The sequence below is a fragment of the Clostridia bacterium genome, assembly GCA_034926675.1.
Lineage (GTDB): Bacteria > Bacillota > DTU025 > DTU025 > DTU025 > JAYFQW01.
In genome coordinates this window covers 15,177-31,353 of the sequence record JAYFQW010000001.1, presented here as the reverse complement: position 1 = coordinate 31,353, position 16,177 = coordinate 15,177, and the positions used below count along the sequence as shown (strand labels likewise).

12 protein-coding genes are annotated in these 16,177 nt (G+C 59.1%); 4 read left to right on the top strand and 8 right to left on the bottom strand.

Translation table 11 applies throughout. The annotated features are described in order from the left end of the window. The first annotated feature begins 2 nt into the window (after nt 1–2). Entirely contained in the window at nt 3–776 is a 774-nt protein-coding gene (hisF, locus tag VB144_00130; protein MEA4882068.1) for an imidazole glycerol phosphate synthase subunit HisF, read from the top strand. Between the two features lie 79 nt (nt 777–855). After that, on the top strand, nt 856–1,509 hold the full coding sequence (hisIE, locus tag VB144_00125; GenBank protein ID MEA4882067.1) for a bifunctional phosphoribosyl-AMP cyclohydrolase/phosphoribosyl-ATP diphosphatase HisIE: 654 nt from the start codon (nt 856–858) through the stop codon (nt 1,507–1,509). Between the two features lie 34 nt (nt 1,510–1,543). Here the strand turns inward: hisIE and hutU are convergent, their stop codons facing one another. From hutU to VB144_00085, 8 genes are all read right to left on the bottom strand, one after another. After that, nucleotides 1,544–3,193 carry a urocanate hydratase gene (gene hutU, locus VB144_00120; protein ID MEA4882066.1) on the bottom strand — a complete coding sequence of 550 codons (1,650 nt, stop codon included), beginning with the start codon at nt 3,191–3,193 and terminating at the stop codon, nt 1,544–1,546. Nucleotides 3,194–3,254: 61 nt separating this feature from the next. Then, entirely contained in the window at nt 3,255–4,781 is a 1,527-nt protein-coding gene (hutH, locus tag VB144_00115) for a histidine ammonia-lyase (protein MEA4882065.1), read from the bottom strand. After that, entirely contained in the window at nt 4,781–6,097 is a 1,317-nt protein-coding gene (locus VB144_00110; protein ID MEA4882064.1) for an ADP-ribosylglycohydrolase family protein, read from the bottom strand. Before VB144_00110 ends, hutH begins: the two co-directional genes overlap by 1 nt. Before the next feature lie 24 nt (nt 6,098–6,121). After that, on the bottom strand, nt 6,122–6,967 hold the full coding sequence (locus VB144_00105; protein MEA4882063.1) for a carbohydrate ABC transporter permease: 846 nt from the start codon (nt 6,965–6,967) through the stop codon (nt 6,122–6,124). Between the two features lie 2 nt (nt 6,968–6,969). After that, complete coding sequence (locus VB144_00100; protein ID MEA4882062.1) at nt 6,970–7,839, bottom strand: sugar ABC transporter permease; 870 nt, start codon at nt 7,837–7,839, stop codon at nt 6,970–6,972. A 100-nt stretch (nt 7,840–7,939) separates the two neighbouring features. Next, nucleotides 7,940–9,283 (bottom strand): extracellular solute-binding protein, encoded by a 1,344-nt coding sequence (locus VB144_00095; protein ID MEA4882061.1) that lies wholly within the window; start codon nt 9,281–9,283, stop codon nt 7,940–7,942. Nucleotides 9,284–9,426: 143 nt separating this feature from the next. After that, the gene (rbsK, locus tag VB144_00090; GenBank protein ID MEA4882060.1) at nt 9,427–10,350 is read right to left on the bottom strand and encodes a ribokinase; all 924 of its coding nucleotides are present in this window, start codon (nt 10,348–10,350) and stop codon (nt 9,427–9,429) included. Nucleotides 10,351–10,423: 73 nt separating this feature from the next. Continuing rightward, nucleotides 10,424–11,431 (bottom strand): LacI family DNA-binding transcriptional regulator, encoded by a 1,008-nt coding sequence (locus VB144_00085; protein MEA4882059.1) that lies wholly within the window; start codon nt 11,429–11,431, stop codon nt 10,424–10,426. 925 nt (nt 11,432–12,356) lie between these two features. Between VB144_00085 and VB144_00080 the strand changes: the two genes are divergently transcribed. Together VB144_00080 and VB144_00075 are read left to right on the top strand one after the other, a co-directional pair. Beyond that, complete coding sequence (locus VB144_00080) at nt 12,357–12,701, top strand: DUF3795 domain-containing protein (GenBank protein ID MEA4882058.1); 345 nt, start codon at nt 12,357–12,359, stop codon at nt 12,699–12,701. A gap of 299 nt (nt 12,702–13,000) precedes the next feature. Beyond that, a complete protein-coding gene (locus VB144_00075) occupies nt 13,001–16,075 on the top strand; it encodes a glucodextranase DOMON-like domain-containing protein (GenBank protein MEA4882057.1) in 3,075 nt (1,024 codons plus the stop codon). Nucleotides 16,076–16,177: the final 102 nt, after the last annotated feature.

The following is a 16,177-nucleotide window of genomic DNA, read 5'->3' as shown; positions in this document are numbered from 1 at the left end:
GCATGGGCATGACCGACAGCGCCAGACGAATCGTGGCCTGCCTCGATTTCAATCGCGGGCGTGTGGTGAAAGGAGTGCACTTCGAGGGGATTCGCGACATCGGGAACCCTGCTGAACTGGCGGCCCGCTACTCGGAGTCAGGCGCGGACGAGCTCGCGTTCCTCGACATATCCGCGTCCGGCGAAAGGCGCAAGACCGCCATTGATGAGGTGCGTAAGGTAGCTCTGCGGGCCACAGTCCCGCTCACGGTGGGCGGAGGAATAGCATCGGTGGAGGATGCGGCCGACGTCCTTGGTGCAGGCGCCTCAAAGGTATCGATGAATACGGCGGCTGTCTCAGACCCGGATCTGATCGCACGCACTGTAGAGGCCTTCGGCGGTGACAAGGTTGTTCTGGCCATCGATGCAACTGAGAGCCTCAACGGCCGTGGCTGGGAGGTATGCATCAACGGCGGCCGCACCCGCACAGGCATCGACGCGGTGGAATGGGCGGCAAGAGGCGCGCTTTTGGGAGCTGGAGAGATACTTCTGACCTCGATCATGGCAGATGGCGCCAGATCAGGCTATGACATCGCTCTCACCCGCGCCGTGGCAGACGCAGCCGGAGTGCCCGTGGTGGCATCTGGAGGAGCGGGATCACTTGAGGATTTCGTGCGCGTTCTCACGGATGGAGGCGCCTCGGCCGCCCTGGCGGCGTCAGTCCTCCATCTGGGGATACTCACCATCCACCAGATCAAGGAGCATCTCCGCGAGAACGGTGTGCCAACACGGCAGTGACAGCATGACCACCGAAAACGCGGCGCGCGTCTCGCGGTGCGCTGTGCGCCGTCCGCTTCGGCACTTGGAGGGCGAAACCATGTACAACACAGAAGAAATATCACAAGACCGTCTTCGATTCTCGGAGGATGGGCTCATCCCCGCGGTTGTTCAGGATGCAAGCACCGAAGCGGTGCTGATGTTGGCCTACATGAACCGTGAAGCGCTTCGCCTCACCTGCGAAACAGGGCGCGCCTGGTTCTGGAGCAGATCCCGCAATTGCCTGTGGGAAAAGGGAGCCACATCAGGCAACACGCAGCAGGTTGCGGGCATTCTTGTGGACTGCGACTATGACACGATCCTGCTCAGGGTGTGCCCGGCGGGACCGGCCTGTCACGAGGGAACGTACACTTGCTTCCATAGGACGCTCCCAGCAGCCACCGTAAGCGAAGAGCCCGCCTCGGGAAGCGGAGATGTGTTCGACGAACTCTACGCGGTGATACTCGACAGAAAGGCCAACCCTTCCGATGCCTCTTACACCTCTCGCTTGCTCCAGGCGGGCATCGATCGGGTTCTCCGAAAAGTGGGAGAGGAGTCCGGCGAGTTCATGATCGCATCCAAGAACAGTGACCCGATCGAGGTGGTCTCCGAACTCGCCGACCTTGTGTACCATTCCCTGGTTGCCCTAGCCGCACTCGGGATACCTCTTGCCAGCCTCCGCGCGGAGCTCGGGCGTAGGCGAGGGCCGGCGTGAACGAGGCGTTCAGTGAGTGGTGACTGGAAGGGCGCTATCGCACGTGTGGAATCTTGATCCCGTGACTGCGAGCGAAGGCCTGCGCCTCCTCGTAGCCTGCATCCGCGTGACGCACTACTCCAATGCCTGGATCACAAGTGAGCACCCGTTGCAGCCTGTTTGCTGCGGCCTCCGTCCCGTCGGCCAGCACGACCATGCCTGCATGGAGCGAATACCCGATCCCCACTCCGCCGCCGTGATGGAAGGACACCCACGTGGCGCCGTTTACCGCATTGAGCAGCGCATTAAGCACCGGCCAGTCGGCGATGGCGTCGGAGCCGTCTCTCATGCCCTCAGTCTCGCGGTTGGGCGAGGCCACCGAACCGCAGTCCAGGTGGTCGCGACCGATAACAATCGGCGCCTTGATCTTCCCCTTCGCCACAAGGTCGTTGATTATCAGGCCAAACCGGGCGCGTTCTCCGTAGCCGAGCCAGCATATGCGCGACGGCAGTCCCTGAAACGTCACCCGATCGTGAGCCATCTGAATCCAGTGCACCAGGTGCTCATCGTAGGCAAACTCCTTCATGATGACCTCGTCTGTCACCCAGATGTCCTCCGGATCGCCCGACAGGGCAACCCACCTGAACGGTCCCTTCCCTTCGCAGAACAGCGGCCGCACGTAGGCCGACACGAAACCAGGGTAGTCGAAAGCGCGACCCACGCCCTCGTCAAACGCTGCCTGACGCAGATTGTTGCCATAGTCGAACACGACGGCGCCGCGATCCATCATCTCCAGCATTGCCCGGACCTGTGCAGCCATCGACTCTCGGGATCTGCGAATGTAATCCTTCGGGTCTGTCTTGCGCAGCTCAGTCGCCTGCTCCAAGGTGAGGCCCGCTGGCACATAGCCGTTGAGCGGGTCGTGGGCTGAAGTCTGGTCGGTAACCAGGTCTGGTATGACACCGCGCCTGACGAACTCCGCGTGCGTTTCCGCCGCATTGCCTAGCAGCGCAATGGATCTGGGAATGCCCTTCTCCTGTGCCTCCCGGGCAAGCTCGATGGCTTCGTCGATGCTGTCGGTGACCATCTCGCAATAGCCGGTCGCGATCCGCCTATCAATCCTGGACCTATCCACCTCGACCGCGATGACTACGCCATCGTTGAATATAGCGGCAAGCGGCTGGGCTCCGCCCATGCCCCCGAGCCCAGCTGTGAGCACAAGCCTGCCCTTGAGGCTTCCGCCGAAATGCCGGCGCGCCGCTGCAGCGAGCGTTTCAAAGGCGCCCTGCAGAATGCCCTGGGCGCCAATGTATATCCAGCTGCCCGCAGTCATCTGGCCGTACATCGTGAGACCCATGGCCTCGAGTTCCCAGAACTTCTCCCAGGTGGCCCAGTGCGGAACGAGCATAGAGTTGGAGATCAGCACGCGCGGGCCATCTGGATGGGTGCGAAATACCGCCACTGGCTTGCCTGACTGGACCAGAAGGGTTTCGTCAGACTCCAGGTTTCTGAGGGACTCAACGATGGCGTCAAACGCCGCCCAGTTCCGGGCAGCCTTGCCCCTGCCGCCATACACCACCAGATCCTCGGGTCGCTCCGCGACCTCTGGGTCCAGATTGTTCATCAGCATCCGCAGCGCTGCTTCTTGCTGCCACCCTTTGCACGAGATCTCAGTCCCGCGCGGGGCTGTTATGACTCTTGGCATGCGGTGATCCCTCCAGTTGTGTATCTGTGCAGCCTGCCGCCGCCGAACGCCGAACCTGCGGTCACTCGAGAGGCCCCACTGCGCGCTCCACGGCACGCAGCAGCGCGCCCGACCTCACTAGCTCGCGCAGGCTCGCGATGTCGTCCGCCAGCACTCGGTCATGCTCAAGATGCTCCACGGCGTCCCGCACAGCTCTGTAGGCCGCCCCAGTGCCGGCCCCCGGCCTCAGAGGAGCAACGAAGTCCATGCCCTGTGCAGAGCACATTATCTCAATTGCTAGTATGCTTGTGACATTCTCTGCAATCCGCCTGGCCTTGCGTGCGGCGATTGTTCCCATGCTCACATGGTCTTCCTGGTTGCCAGAGGTGGGTATCGAATCGACCACTGCGGGCGACGCCAGTATCTTGTCCTCCGATGCCAGGGCGGCTGCAGTGTACTGCGCTATCATCATCCCAGAGTTCAGCCCACCATGTTCGGTGAGGAAGGGCGGCAACCCCGAAAGCTGCGGGTTGACCATCCTCTCCGTGCGTCGCTCCGCTATGCTCCCCAGCTCTGAAGCAGCAATGCCCAGGAAGTCCATAGCCATTGCAATGGGTTCCCCATGGAAATTGCCACCGGAGATCACATCGCCGTTGTCCATGAAAATGAGTGGGTTGTCGGTGGCGGAGTTCATCTCCGTCTCCACGGCCCGCCTCGCGTATCCGATGGCGTCCCGGGCAGCCCCGTGCACCTGTGGTGCGCACCGGAGCGAGTACGCGTCCTGCACCTTCGGGCAGTTCCTGTGTGATTCGCGGATTTCGCTCCCCTCGATCAGCCGCAACATATTGCGAGCAGACGCTGCCTGACCTGGGTGTGGCCGCACCGCATGCACTCTGGGATCCAATGCAGCCGTCGTTCCTCGAAGAGCCTCCGTGGCCATCGCAGCGGCGATGTCCGCCACCCTGGCCAACATCGTGACATCGTGCACTGCCAGGGCCCCAATAGCCGTCATGACCTGAGTGCCGTTTATGAGGGCCAAACCCTCCTTGGCGCGCAGCATGATCGTTGGAATGCCCGCCCGCGCCATCGCCTCTGCGCCCGGAAGCGTCTCGCCCCTGTAACGCGCGACGCCCTCGCCAATCAGCACAAGCATAGTGTGGGCCAGTGGCGCCAGGTCGCCGCTGGCCCCCACAGACCCCTGAGATGGCGCCGCCGGGTGCACACCCGCATTGAGCATGGCGATGAGAGTTTCCACGACCTCCGCCCTGGCGCCGGAGCATCCGTACGCAAGCGCATTCGCGCGGAGCAGAAGCACTGCCCGCACCACCTCGTCCGGCAACAGGTCCCCAACCCCACAGGCGTGGGAGAGCAGCAGATTGCGCTGCAAGACCGCTGAGTCTTCAGGGGATATCACGACATCTGCGAACTTGCCGAAGCCGGTCGTCACTCCATACACAGGTCTTTTCCCGCCCAGGAGTTCATCCACATGCGCGGACGACTCACATATCCTGAGCCGGGCATCAGGGGCAAGGGACACTTGGGCTCCCTCTCTGGCCACCGCAACCGCGTCCCCTATACATAGGTTTCTTCCATCGAGGCAAACGTGCATTAGAGTCCCTTCTCCTTGTATTCCCTAGCTATCCTTCTGCCAACACCGCACGTCCAGTCAGTAAGCTTGGGCAGCTGAATGGTGCTGAACCCGACTACATCAGTATCCAGCCGATCCGCAATAGGCTCCTTCCACCTTGCTGGGATGTTCTTCTCACCGATAATGGTTCCCATAGTGGCGCCCACCTGTCCAGTGCTGCAATCGCAGTCCCATCCGCAGCTAGCTGAGATCAGCACGCTCTCACTGAAGTCTCCGCCTCCGCAGAGCAGACTCATCACCACGATGGCAGCGTTCGGAAGAGTGTGGATCCAGTGCAGATCTCCATAGGTCTCGTTGATCCACTGGAGCACATCCTCCCAATGAGCATGCTCCTTGCACTTCGCAACCGTGGATCTGATGACTGATGCGAATTCGCTGTTGCGAGGCACGTATCCCAGTGCGCGCTGTATGATCTCGTTGATGTCAGAGGTGACAAATGCCAGGCTCACCATGACGGAGTTGAAGACCTCGCCGTACACTCCCTCTTTGACATGGGAGATGATGGCGTCTCTGTACGCAAGCTCAGCTGCGACGTCAGGCCGTCCAGGCGCGATCAATCCATGCACTTCACCGCGCATCTGAGCCCCGATCCAATCGCTGAATGGGTTGTTCTCCCGGGCCGAATATGGCGGGATAAGCCCCCTGTGGAGGTTCTCCAGCGCCTGCCGTTCTGCAGTGTACGTCATATCGAGATCCAGGTGGCCGACCCATTCGTAGCCCAGATCCCTGCTGGTGAACTCGACGCCGTGCTCATCGATGCAGTGCAAGACGATAATCTGGTAGTTGATATCATCGTTGCGCGTATCAGGCTTCTGGAGATAATCAGTGACCTTGCCGCGGTTCTTGCGAACCTTCTCGCTGGACCATCCTGCGTTCGGGTCTCCCAATGCGCAGCCGATGCACTTGCCATACCAGGCCCCATACACCTTGTTGCGGTACTCCGCATTTCCCTCGCTCACATCGTACCCCAAGGTGGGCACAGCAGCCGTCCAGCTGCGCTTGAGTTCTTCCCAGGTGTCCGGCTTGTGATCATCGTTCACCATCTTGGGCGCCCTGCGCAGAGCCTCCCAGATCATTGCGATTACCTTCTGAAGATGCCAGTAGTCCTTGCCGTTGAACGCCGCCCAGCCCTCAGGAACCAGCGCCCGCGCCTCTGACACGTCGTATCCCTGTTTCTCTAGGGCATCGATACCTTCGATAACTCGGTTTTCAACAGTGCGGCTGTAGGTCATTATGTCCTGCCACATCTCAGCCGCCTGCGACTCTGCATGGTTCATTCGCGCCACTTCCTTTGCCAATTGCTAGCCTTTCACGCTTCCTGAAGTCATCCCTTCGATGAACCTTCTCTGCAACAGCAGATAAACCAGTACAATCGGAAGAACGCTGATTACCGCCCCCGCCCCAGTAACAGCATAGTCAGCAACGAACCTCGCGCTGAACTGCAGGTACCGCGCGGTAACTGTTTGGAATGCGGGTTCTTGGAGAAACGTCATCGAGAATGTGAATTCGTTCCATACCCACTTCGCGTTGATAAGGGTCAATGTCACCAGCGCCGGTCGCATTATCGGCACGACCACTCGCGTCAACGTGCCCACATATGAGCAGCCATCAATCTCAGCCGCTTCGATTATCTCCTTTGGGATGGAGGCAAACTGCGAGTTCAGGAAGAGCACGGAGAATGGAACATACACCGCGCTATAGATCAGGATTATTCCCAGCGGGTTGTTGACCAGCCCCAAGCGCTTCCACATCACGAAAAGCGGCACGATGTACATGTGCAAAGGGACCTGCATGACCAGCATCAGGATAGCGGACCACAGGGGCGCAGTCCGGAGTCCCATGAATGCCATGCCGTAGGACATCATGCACGATACTACAGCGAGAGCAGCAGTCGACACCGCGACAACGAGGACTGTGTTTAGCATGGAAGCCGCCAGCCCGCCCGTGGTCCAGGCCTTCTTGTAGTTTTCCAACGTAGGAGCGGAAGGCAACGCAAACGGCGATATGATTACCTCGTAGTTGTCCTTGAACGAGTTCACGACCAGATAGAACAGGGGAGTCAGGACGTACAGGCAGGCAACCACCAACACCAGGTGAAGGAAAAGCTGATGTCGGAAGTCACTTCGTCGTTTCGAAATCCTCTCCATTTCTAGTCCCTCCTAACCGCAGAGAACACGACTATGACGATTACCGAGAAAGCCAGAAGAAGCACTGACATGGCACTCGCGTAGCCGGCTCTGAAGTTCAGGATTCCCTGTTTGTATATCCATGTCGACATCATCTCGGTAGCGTGTCCCGGACCACCTTGGGTCATGATGTAGCTGAAGTCAAACGCAGAAAGCGACCACACGGCTGTCAACAGCAGTATGAAGTTGAGCGTCGACCGAACCAGCGGTATCGTGATGAACTTGAACTTCTGAAATGGACTCGCCCCATCGATGACAGCAGCCTCATAGTATGCAGGGTCTATCTGCTGTATGGCGGCGAGGAAGATGACCATCACGAACCCCCACCATGTCCAATTGTCCACAAAAGCTAAGGAATACAGCGCGATTTTCGGGTTTCCCAGCCACGACTGGCTCAAAGACGCCCATCCGAGCCTCTCAAACAGCAGGTTGATTCCGAAGAACGGATTGAAGATCCATCCCCACAATCTAGCCACGACAACGCGGGAAAGCACAACCGGTATGAATAGGATGGTCATGTAAAGGAGACGCAGTCTCCTTACCGAGGCCAACGCGAAGGCAATGCCCAATCCAAGAAGGATGGGAATCACCATGAAGATCATCGTCCACTTAATGTTGTTCACAAGGCCGATCTTGAACACTTTATCCTCGGCGATGATCTCCCAGAAGTTATGAAGACCAACGAATGTGGGCTTGCTCAGGCCATCCCAGTCGAAAACCGACATCGCCAGGCTCGCCGCTGAAGGTATTCCTATGACCACTATCAGCAGAACGACGGCCGGCGCGCAAAACAGCGCGGCCTGTACCTTCTTGCTGAGTCTGCGCTTGTTCATCAGAAGACAGCTCCTTCGTTTGAGGGCGCGGCAGCGCCCTACAGTGGTTTCGGTTCTCTGCTGCCGCGCCTCCTCAACTACATCCACACGCGCCGTTCTTCTACTTGGCAGGCTTGGGCACAGGAGGAACCTTGCCCTTTGCAAGCTCCTTTGCGAATATGGACTGGGCTTCCTTCAGGTAGTCTTCAGTCGACATCATGTCGAGCAGCACACGAGGAAGATTCTCGTACATATACAGCTGGGTTTCGGGTGACCAGAAAGTCCAGGTTGCATAGCCAAACCGTCCGGTGGACTCGGCCTCGTAGATTGCCCTGTACATGTCCCCAGTCTTCGGGGCGGTTGTGGCAGGAAGCAGATCCGGAGTGCCTTTCTTCAGAGGCAGCCAGAACTCCAGGTTGGACTTGATGCCGTACTCCACAGCGCTCTTTGGATTCTCAGTGAGCCAGTTCAGGAACTGGGCGACAGCGTCGGGGTGCTTAGTCCTAGAGCTGACTCCGACCGTAAAGCCAAGCGCTAGCGGCAAGGTGGCCTTCGGGGCGCCCATTGACGGGAACGGAACAAGCGCCCACTCGAAGTCTCTGGCGTATGTGGGAGCGTACTTAACGCCCCAGCTTCCATCCATCATCATCAAGGCCTTCTGGGCGCCCCAGATGGCTATGGCGTCATCGTTCGACACATCATACATCTGCTTGTTCATGATCCAGCCCTTGTCCCACATGAACTTCAGCTTGTTGATGGAGTCAACGAATGGAGCTGATGTCCAGGGTATCTGCCCCGTTAGCGCTTTGTACACGTTCTCGGGTCCTGCGGCGGAGTTGAACACGACAGATAGCCACCACTCGTTCGCCGGAGTGAACCCACGGGTCCCGAAGGCGATCGGGATGTAATTTGCCTTCTGGATGTTCTCACAGGTCTTGCATAGCTCGTCCCAGTTCGTTGGGACCTTCCAGCCTCGCTTGTCGAATTGCGTCTTGTTGTAGTACAGGAGAAGGGTCTCAGGGTTGCCTGGGAATGCGAACAGCTTTCCCTTGTAGGTGTGGCTCTCCAAAGCGTAGGCAAACAGCTTGTCTTTCCAGTTGTACTTGGTGGAATATGGGGTGAGGTCTAGCAGAAGCCCCGCATCCGCGAACGGAGGCATCGTGCTCGGCCCGAACAGCCTGAAGAGATCGATATCGGAACCGGATGCAAGAGCCGCGCGCACTGCCTGAAGATACTCATCCCCAGAGCCTACGTTCCTGAGTTCAACTCTTACCTCTTTCTGGCTCTTGTTGAACTGCTCGAACCATTCCCCCATCTGCTTCATTGCCTCGTCTTGGGTCTGTTCGATCCAGAAACGAATCGTCACCGGGGCGCTAGCCGCACCGGTCGCCATCGGCGCTAGTGCCATGATCGCAACTACGAGCGTGCATAGTATTGACTTGAGCCACGAGCTTTTCGTCGTCATTTCTGCACTCAGTCCTCCCATGTCTTGATATCAGACGCTTCGTGTTTCACTGCATCGATGACTGCAACAGTGTGAGTGAATAGCTGCGTTGCTTGTAGCCGATGGCCTTCGATATCTCACCTCCTAGGCCCCGCGCTTCGCGCCTAACATGAAGCCTGGAGCAGTCTCTCTACACAACCGCGAGATATGGCCGGCGATTGCGCCCCCGGAGTAGTAGTGGCCAGGGCTCCGACTGCACACGCGTACCGCAAGCTCTCCCATGGATCCGGTTTCGCAAGCCATGACGCCGCGAAGCCCGCGACAAACGCGTCCCCCGCTCCGGTTGTGTCAACGCTCTTAACGCGAAACGCTGGACAGTGCCACTTGCCTTCTGGCCCCACGTACACTGCCCCCTCTGCCCCCATCGTGACCACGACTCTCGACGCTGCACGTGTCCGAAGGACTTCGGCCGCTCGAATCGCCCCTGGTGCATCCGCCACATGCACATTGGCCATCAGTGACGCCTCAATTTCATTGGGCATGAGGATATCTACCTGCGATAGAAGATCGGCGCCAACATCCTGCGCAGGCGCCGGGTTGCATATCGTGAGCACGCCGTGGCGCTTTGCAGCATTCAAGGCCGCCTTCACAGTCGGCATGGGGGTCTCGAACTGAACAACCAGCGCCCCAGCGCGAGAAATGACGTTCTCCGCGGCCTTCAGGTCATCCTCGGAAAGCCTGCCATTGGCGCCCGACCAGACTACTATCACATTTCGACCGTCTTCATCAACGGTAATGAAAGCCATTCCGCTGGCAGCATGCGCGTCGCGCACGATATGGTCCACGCACACACCGGCCTCGCTCAGGCTCTCCAGCAGTTCGTCGCCTTGGGAATCCACACCCACCCGGCCCACCATGGCTACCAGAGCACCCAAGCGGGACGCTGCGATGGCCTGGTTAGCGCCTTTTCCGCCTGGAGAACGCTCGGCGCAACGAGCACTGGTCGTTTCGCCCGGCGCCGGCAGTCGCACCACGCCGAAACGCATGTCCATATTCAAACTACCCACAACTACTATCGCTGGCTGCATGTTCACAACTCCCTGCAACTACGCCGTTCTGTGTGCCGAAACGCCGCGCCGATCGGAGATCCAGCCGCTTCTGCTAGGATGTACGTGCCCTCATGATGCTTGATTCCCTGATAACCAACTGGGGTTGGAGTACTACAGTCTGATAGGGTTTGGTCGGACTCTTGATGCGGCCAATCAGCATCCTGCTTGCTATGGCGCCGATCTCGTACATGGGCTGAGCCATCGTGCTCAGGCGAGGTTTCACAGCTGAAGCGATGGCGATATCGTCAAACCCGACGACTGCGACATCATTTGGAACCATAAGGCCTGCTTCCTCGATCGCAGACAGCGCCCCGACCGCCATGAGATCGTTGCATGCAAACACCGCTGTGGGCGGGCTGGGCATACGCAGAAACTCCAGGGCCCGTTCATGCCCACTGGGCTGTCGATAGTCGCCTTCCATCACTAGATCGTCGCAGATCTCGACGCCCGCCTCCACGAGAGCTCTCCTGTGGCCTTCTATCCTTTCGGCGCTAGTGGCTACTCCCATGGGTCCGGTGATGATGCCGATCCTGGTGTGGCCCATCTCGAGCAGATGGCGAGTCATCTGATAGGCCCCTTCAACGTTGTCGACCACAACAATGTCGCACTCGATATCCAGGCGCCTGTCGGCTAGTACCACGGGAATGCCCGCCTCGATTAGCGCCTTCACATGGCGTGAGCTGACCTGAGACGTGGTAAAGATAACCCCGTCGGTCTGCTGGCTGCGCAACACGCTTATGTAGTCATTTTCCTTTGCTCGGCTTCCGTCCGTGTTGCACAGCACCACATTGTACCCGTTCTCACTCGCAACATCTTCAACACCTCGGGCGACGGCAGGAAAGAACGGGTTGCATATGTCGGGCATGATGAGACCAAGAATGTGGCTCTGTTTGGTCACAAGTCCGCGAGCGAACGAGTTTGGCATATAATCCATTTCGCGAGCAACTTGCAGGATCCTCTCCTTGAGATCCTTTCGAACGTAGCCTCTGCTGGACAGCGCCCTCGAGACAGTGGCCGTGGAGACTCCGACCATCCTGGCAATCTCATAGATAGTGGACATTCCAGCTCACCTCCTCGCGTCCGATATCAGCGGGCCTGCGATATGTAAGCGTTTGCATATGATAGCGGTTTCACATTTCGCCAGTGATGTGAGTATTCCTGCTTAACCGGGCGACTTTTTTCGATTCTTAGGCTCGAGTTGCACACGGTGATCACCTTCAGCTTGCATTTCGGGTCTGGCTTTCGCATACCGGCCGGGGTATGCGAGCCCAGGCTGGGCGCAGGGCGCTCAGCTTCCCGCTGAAGATGGACGCCTTTTACCCAGACTGGCCCCCACATCGCATTCCCACGGGGAGTTTTGGAGCCCGAAACGCCCCGGAAACGCTCCCGGCAGCCTTGAGTCGCCTAGCCCCAGTGATCACGCACTGGCCACTCCCGGACCTGGCATAACCGCGTAGTTGGACATAAAGGAATGGCGGCGCGGGTGCGCCGCCTACCTTATGTGCTCTTGTGCTTGTTCGGGTGAGCAGTCGCGGGCGGCGGGGCCGGGATCGGGGCCGCGATTCTCAATTTTGAGTGAAACGGCGGGTGTATATTCTCACCCGTGAGTGTTTTGCGGCGTCTCGCGCTCAAAAATGAGAAAGTCCGCCCGGACCTATGAGGCATGCCGCCGAGGCGTGACTGAATGCGGCCAGTGGATCGGCGGCAGGTTCTCGGTGCGACGATGCCCGCGGCGGGCACAACGCACGTAGCTGGACATAAGGGAAAGGCGGCGCGGCGGCTCCGCCTACCTCGTATGCTTCGGCGCTTGTTCGGGCGTGCAGTCACGGGCGGCGGGGACCACCGATGCACTTGCTCGGGTGAGTGGTCGCCGGCGGCGCCCGCCAACGTTTCAACGAGGAAATACCTTGCGCCAGGAGAAGGAATTGCTGGCGGCGCATAGAACATATGTTCCAGGCACGGATCGGAAGGGAGGAATGTCGAACATGGACAGGATAGTAGGTTGCTGTGGTCTCGTGTGCACTGATTGCCCTGCTTACATCGCGACTCAGGCAGATGATGACGCAATGCGGGAGAGGGTCGCTCAGCAGTGGGTGAAGCAGTTTGGCGGAAACATCACAAAGGATGACATCAACTGCGATGGCTGCACGGCTACGAGTGGAAGGGTGTACGCCTACTGCTCCGACTGTGGGATCAGGGCATGCACCACGAAGAGAGAGCTGGCGAACTGCGGGTCTTGCTCTGAGTACGGGTGCGAACAGCTTCAAGGCTTCTTCAAGGTGGCTCCAGGCGCCAAGGAAACCCTTGATGGGCTGAGAGCCAAGAGGTAGGCTTCTGCAGGGCGTGCCGTCTGCATGTATGCTCTTCCACAGACGTTGGGGTGGGCCGTCGGTGATGATGGCCCTCTCGCCGTCAGCCTCGTACTCTTCCACAGACGTTGGGGTGGGCCGAGGCGCGGCTGACCAATCAGGCTGCATCGCGATTGCGGCGGGTTGCACCATGCCCGCGCCGTGTGCGTTCCGCCGCCGTTTTCCTGTCCGCTTATGGAGGACCAACCACCCTGAGGGGCGAATGCACATGGAGGGTACTCACCTATTACCCCATCTTGTTGGGGCGGGGAGGCGTGGCCATGAGCCATGGCAGGAATATGCTTGTCGTGCGTATCATCGCGGCAGCTCTCATCGTGATCTGGGCTATCGGTCCCGCGCAGGCGTGCGCCGCAGCGAGAGAACCGTTGTACGTGGCCCTTGTTTGGCACAATCACCAGCCTTTCTACAAGAATACCGCCACTGGAACATACATGATGCCCTGGGTCCGTCTGCACGCAGCCAAGGACTACTACGACATGGCTGCGATGCTGAAGGATTACCCTAACGTGCATGTCGCGTTCAACCTGGTTCCATCGCTCCTCCAGCAGCTGGACGAGTACGCTGCCGGGGCGAAGGATATCCAGCAGATGCTCACGGAGAAGCCGGCTTCTGAGCTCACCACTGATGACAAGAACTTCATACTCAGGCGTTTCTTCGACGCGAATTGGGACAACATCATCAAGAGGCATCCTCGATACTGGGAACTCCTCCAAAAGCGTGGTGCATCGGTAAGCGATGAGTCGATTGCGCAGGCGATCGAAGCCTACACCGAGCAGGACTTTCTGGACCTGCAAACATGGTTCAACCTTGCCTGGCTCGACCCTGACTTCGTCGATTCCGACCTGCGGATGGGATATCTGGTGGACAAGGCCAGGGGTTTCACCGAGGCCGACAAGCTAATGGTGCTGGCAAAGCACATCGAGATCGTGAAGGATACCGTCCCGCTATATCGAGAGATGCAGCGTACCGGGCAGATCGAGGTCACTGCCGCGCCGTTTTACCATCCGATCATGCCCCTGCTTCTCGACAACTGCCTTGCCAGGATCTCAAGCCCAAAGCTTGATCTTCCGCAGAGCTCGTTTCGGCATCCTGAGGATGTGGAGGCCCATCTCGCCAAGGCTGTTGCATCATACAGGGAACACTTCGGCACTGAGCCACGGGGTCTGTGGCCTTCGGAACAGGCAGTAGGGCAGGAACTCATTGACCTCGTCCACGATGCCGGCTTCAGCTGGATGGCATCAAGCGAAGGAGTGCTTGCCAGATCCCTCGGTGTAGCCCTCCGCGATGGCGCCGGGAACGTCGTCCGCCCGGAACTGTTATATCGACCATATGTGGTGGAGCAAAACGGGAAGCAGGTCACTATCCTGTTCCGGGATGCTGTCCTTTCGGACAAGATCGGATTCAGCTATTCAGGGATGCCCGGCCGCAGCGCTGCCCGGGATCTCCTCGATTATCTGAGGAGTGTGCGTCAGAGCCTGGCAGACTGCCCAGGGCCTCACCTAGTGACTATCGCTCTAGATGGCGAGAACTGCTGGGAGTACTACGCAAACGATGGCAAGGAGTTTCTGCACGCCATGTACTCGGCGCTGAACTCCGACCCGGATCTCAAGGCGGTGACTGTTGAGGAGTATCTTGCGGAGCACCCTGCGACTCTGCGTATACCCGTACTGCACACCGGTTCATGGATAGCCGACAACCTGGAAACGTGGATAGGGGAGGCCGAGGAGAACCGAGCATGGGACTACCTATATGAGGCGCGCGAGGCCCTGGACACGGCCATCGCTCCCCTGTGCGAACCCCCTGAGGGGCAGGTGGGCAGGGCCTTCGACGAGCTTCTCGCTGCGGAAGGGTCTGACTGGTTCTGGTGGTACGGGGCTGATCAATCATCAGGGAACGACGAGGCCTTCGATGAGCTCTTTAGGGTTCATCTGCGGAATGTCTATAGCTGCTTGGGTCTTCCAGTCCCGGGATATCTATACATACCGATCATCCCGAAGAAGCCGGCGCCAGCAGAGGAGAGGCTCTCCGGCCTGATGGAAGATCCATCCATGGATGGGCGCATCGACTGGGGAGAGTGGGATAAGTCCGCCCTCTATGCCAAAGAGACTGCCGCACTGCTTCGTGGCGACAGAGGTGAGCAACTCCTCAGATCCCTGCGGGTTGGAGTGGACGCTGAGAACCTGTATGTGCGGGTCATGACCGATGAGAACATCGCTTGTCTGTACGGAAGCGATGCGCAGATCGCTCTGTATGTGAGCATCCCGCGCCGGTCGGAAGCTAATCCGCTCCCGAAGTTCGCGGGAGCGGGAGACGCACCGGACGGAACGGTGCTCGGATTCCCTTTGGGAGCTGAGATAATGGTGGATTTCAAGCAGGTGGTCGAGAACGGACCGGTCACGGCTAGGCTCGCTCTTGCTCTAGGCGATGGAGCCTGGGAGGATGTGTGCGAGCTCCAAACAGCCGGAGTGGGAGAAGCACTGGAGGTATCGGTTCCCTTCGCAGCGCTCGGCATCAGCAGCGCCGACACGGCGGTGCTTGCAGTGGTGGCGACGCGCGGGGGAAGGAACGTCGACGTGATCCCCGCTTCCGGCCCTGCTGACTTCATGGCGCCGATCGTGGGTAGTGGCGTCAGCCTGTTCCGCATCAGCGATCCCGAGGGAGATGATCATGGGCCAGGGACGTACGCCTACCCGATGAATGCTGTGTTCACGCCCGGCGCATTTGACCTGACCTCCTTTGAGTGCATCGATGGCGGAGATGAGCTGACCCTGAACGTGGGTCTCGCAGGCAAGATCGTAAACCCGTGGAAGTCTGGCATTGGCCTCTCGGTGCAGACCATCGACATATACATCGACACCGATCATACGATAGGATCCGGACTCACTGAGGCGCTGGGCGGAAGAAGGGTGAGTTTTGCGGCCGAGAGCGCCTGGGATTACGCAATCTGGATAGAGGGATGGCATCAGAGGGTGTTCTCGGCAGACGGCTCTGAGGTCGGTGGGATCACTGCCAGCGTCGATCCTATCAACAACGTGGTGTCGATCACAGTTCCCAAGTCGATAGTCGGTACGCCCGAGCCAGGGTGGGGATTTCAGGTGTTCGTCCTCGGACAGGAGGGCTACCCGTCCCAGGGAAACCTGAGGGTCCGCGAGGTCATGGAGCAGGCGGCGGAGTGGCGGTTCGGTGGAGGCGACAACGGCGTATTCGACCCCAATGTCATCGACATGCTCGTCCCAGTCGGTCACAGCCAGGAGCAGACTCTCAGCAACTACGACGCTGGCGCGCGTAGGCAAGCTGAAGTCCAGATGGTGTATCCCTGGACTACTCGGCCATAACCGGCGCGGCATGAGACAGCGGGGGCGGGCCACGCCTTGGGTTCGGCCGGTCGCCCCTGCTTGTTTACGTACCGTGTTCACATGTAGAATAGGAGAAGACCA